Genomic DNA, 3,737 nt, shown 5'->3' on the forward strand with positions numbered 1-3,737 from the left:
GCGACACCGACAAGAAGACCCAGACCTACGTCGAGCCCGACCCGTTCTACCGCCCCTGGTACGGTTCCTACGGCTTCTGGCGTCCCTCCTGGCGCTACTACGGCCGCGGCTTCGGCTGGCGCGGTTGGGATCCCTTCTGGGGCGACCCCTTCTGGGCCGACCGCGTCGACGTGCGCACGGTCGAGCGCTACGAGGCCTCGGCCGAGATCCTGATGCAGAAGGGCGCCAAGCCGCAGGACGACCCGAAGGCCTTCGACGCCCGCGCGGTGATCGAGAACCTGAAGCCCCGCGTGCAGTACCCCGAGGCGAAGAAGTAGCCGGCGGGGCGCCCCCGATCGGGGGATCCGCTTTCGAACGGGAAACGGGACAACGCCCGCGGATGTCGGCCAACCGACGCCGCGGGCGCGTTTTCGCGCGCGTCTAAGCCGCCGCCCGTAACGAATAGGAGAAGAACCCGTCGATTCAGCGGCCGCCCACGTCGCAAGGCGCTGGCGTTTCGCATTTTTCGGGTATCCTGTTCCGGCTAGGGTTGAGGGGTGGTGGTATGGGTATGGCGCTCTCGACGCGCCACGGCGCTCGCGTCGGTCGGAAGGGCCGCGAGGGGCCGCGGGCGGGCCGCTGGACGGCGGTGTTCGCCGCCGTGGCGATCAACGTCACCGTCGCGCACGGCGCCTGGGCGGCCCAGCGCGTCGCGCTGATCGTCGGCGTCTCGAAGTACGAGAAGGTCCCCCCTCTGGCGAACCCGGCCAAGGACGCCAAGCTGGTGCAGGCCACGCTGCAGAAGCTGGGCTTCCAGGTGACGGTGCTGACCGATCCCACCCGCATCCAGCTCCTGGAGGGCCTTGGCGCCTTCGAGGCCGCCGCCAAGGATTCCGATGCGGCGGTGATCTACTACGCCGGTCACGGGGCGATGATCGACGGCGTGAACTACCTGCTGCCCAAGGACGCCGTCTCCAGCAGCAAGACCACGCTCACCGCCAGCTCGCTGGAGTCCGCCAGCCTCGGCCAGGCGCTGTCGGGCGCGAAGTCGGTGCGCCTCATCATCCTCGACGCCTGCCGCAACAATCCCACCGCCACCCGCAGCCTCGGCGGCAACACCCGCGGACTCGCCCGCGAGACGGGCCCCGCTAGCGTCTCCGTCGTGACCTTGATGGCCGCCGCGCCGGGACAGGTGGCCCAGGACGGGGCGGCCGGCTCCGCCAACAGCCCCTTCGCGATCGCCCTGACCCAGGGCATGACCCGTCCGGGCGCCACGGTCGGCGAGCTCCCCGGCTACGTGCAGGCCGAGGTCGAGCGGATGACCGAAGGCGAGCAGACGCCCGACCTGCAGGGCATCTGGCGCAACGTGAACTGGACGTTCGACCCCAACGGCCCGCCGAAGACGGTCGTGGCGGCCGCGCCGGGCGCCGACCTCACCAAGATCAGGTGGGAAAAGGATCAGGTCTTCTGGACCTCGATCAAGGACTCCGACGATCCGGCCGACTTCAAGGCCTACATGGACGCCCAGGACCGGGGCGAGATCGCCGGCTCGTTCCGCAAGCTGGCCGCCAACCGCATCCGCGCGCTGGAGAAGCTGCCGCCCGGATCGTTCCAGGTGGCCTCGCGATCGGCCGCCCCGGGCCAGGACCTGGTGGTCCGCGCCCGCGACGCCTTTGCCCGCGGCGACTATGCCGCCGCCGCGCGCGACTGGAACACCGCCGCGGCCCAGGGCAACGGCGCGGCCATGTACAACCTCGGCGTCATGTCGCTCACCGGCAAAGGCATGCCCAAGAACGCCGAGGCGGCCGCCAAGTGGTTCAAGGCCTCGGCCGACACCGGCCACTCGGGCGGCATGGTGAATTGGGGCCTTTGCCGGCTGAACGGTTTCGGGACCGCCAAGGACGAGAAGGCCGGCTTCGACTGGATCCAGAAGGCCGCCGACCGCGGGTCGGCCAACGCCATGGGCATGGTCGCCGAGGCCTATCTGCGCGGCCGCGGCGTCACGACTGACCCGCGCCAGGCCGCGGGCTGGCTGCAGAAGGCGGTGGACGCCGGCGACGGCCCGTCGATCGTCCAGCTCGCCGACCTCTACGACCGCGGCCAGGGCGTGGGCCGCGACCCGCGTCGCTCGTTCAACCTCTACCAGCGCGCCGCCACCGCCGGCGACACCGACGCCATGGTCCACCTGGGCTACGCCTACGAGGACGGCGAGGTCGTGCAGAAGGACCTCGTCCAGGCGGCCACCTGGTACCAGCGCGCCGCCGAGGCCGGGAACACCGAGGGCATGTCCAGCCTCGCGGTGATGCTGGAGACCGGCAGCGGCGTGCCGCAGGACGAGGCCCGCGCCGCCGAATACTACCGCCAGGCCGCCAACGCGGGCGACGCGCGGGGCTACCTGGGCCTGGGCAGCATGACCGCGCGCGGCGCCGGCGTGCGCCAGAACGCGGCCGAGGCCGTGCGCCTGTTCCAGCAGGCCGCCGACCGCGGCAGCGCCCTGGCCATGCGCAACCTCGGGATCATGTACGAGAGCGGTCAGGGCGTGAAAGCCGACCGGAAGAAAGCGATCGAATGGTACCGCAAGGCCCTCGCGGCCGGCGACCAGGACGCCCGTGGCGAACTGGACCGGCTGGGGGTCTCCAGCTAGCGGGACGGGGGAATACGATGGAAACAGCACAACTCAAGCTGCGCCTGCGGGCCGCCGTCAGCGCGGTGGCGCTGGTCAGCCTCACGGTCCAGCCGGTGATGGCCCAGGGCAAGGGCGGTAAGGACGCCGTGCTCAACGCCTGCGCGCCTCAGCGCGAGCCGCTGCAGAAGCTCGACAAGGAATACACCGACCTCAAGAAGTCGAAGATGAGCGCCGCTATCGGCGAGGGCCTGAAGACGGGCGCCATGGTGCTGGCCAAGGGGGTCGCCAGCGGCGGAATCCCCCTAGGCCGCGGCGGCGGCGGGTTCGGCGGCGGCCTCGGCGGGATGAGCAGCCTCATGGGCGGCGTGGCCAGCATGGCCATGCAGAGCCAGGCCCAGCAGCAGGCCCAGGGCGGCGCGCCCGCCCCGGCCGCGACCACCATGATGTTCGGCCAGGACCTGCTCTCCGGCGCCATGGGCCTGAACGTGCCCGGCGTCAGCGGCTATGGCATGAGCGGCGGCGACAGCGCCAAGGCCTACGCCGCCTTGGCTGTGCTGGTGGCCATCGTCGCCACCGCCGACGCCTACGCCAAGCTGAAGGAGCAGGAGGCCGGCGGCGACCTGAAGAAAGCCTCGTTCAACATCGACCAGGACGCGGGGCGTCAGCTTGCCGTCAGCCGCTCGATCGCCGACAGCGGCGCGGCCCTCGTGGAATGCCGCTCGGCCCAGCTCACCGACATCAACAACCGCCTCGCCAGCGCCACCAACGACAAGGACCGCAAGGCGATCCGCCGCGAGCGCACCGAGCTGACCAGCGCGCTCAAGAAGGACATCGACCTGACCGGCGGCGTCGTCGACCAGCACGTGGGCATGGCCAAGACCTTCACCCAGGGCCGCGCCATGACCGACGGCTCGTCCGAAGCCGACGTGCTGGGCAATCAGGCGCCCGCCTACGCCACCAGCGCCTCGGTGACCAAGGCCTCGATGCCCAAAGGCAATGCGTCGTCGGGCGGCCAGGCCCAGGCCTCGGCTCCCGCCGCCGCCTCGTCCGCCGCGCTCGTCACCATCAAGGCCGCCGCCGTGCGGGCCGCGCCCACGGGCTCGGCCGCGGTGGTGAAGAGCCTGCCCGTCGG

General features: G+C 71.3%; 2 protein-coding genes and 1 pseudogene. All 3 read left to right on the forward strand.

The genetic code is table 11. From position 1 onward, the window contains the following. Positions 1-317 (forward strand): annotated as a pseudogene (locus tag Q0L11_RS15605) (hypothetical protein); the annotation flags it as partial. 227 nt (positions 318-544) lie between these two features. Beyond that, positions 545-2,623, forward strand: a complete 2,079-nt coding sequence (locus Q0L11_RS15610; protein ID WP_296598432.1) for a caspase family protein — start codon at positions 545-547, stop codon at positions 2,621-2,623. Positions 2,624-2,640: 17 nt separating this feature from the next. Then, positions 2,641-3,737: hypothetical protein (locus Q0L11_RS15615; protein ID WP_296598433.1), on the forward strand; the 1,097-nt coding region annotated here is incomplete at its 3' end.

Source organism: Phenylobacterium sp. (genome assembly GCF_024508875.1).
Classification (GTDB): Bacteria; Pseudomonadota; Alphaproteobacteria; order Caulobacterales; family Caulobacteraceae; genus Phenylobacterium.

Bases quoted from the DNA above. Each gene is read 5' to 3' on its own strand.
- Q0L11_RS15610 (WP_296598432.1), top strand. From the start codon at position 545: ATGGGTATGGCGCTCTCGACGCGCCACGGCGCTCGCGTCGGTCGGAAG.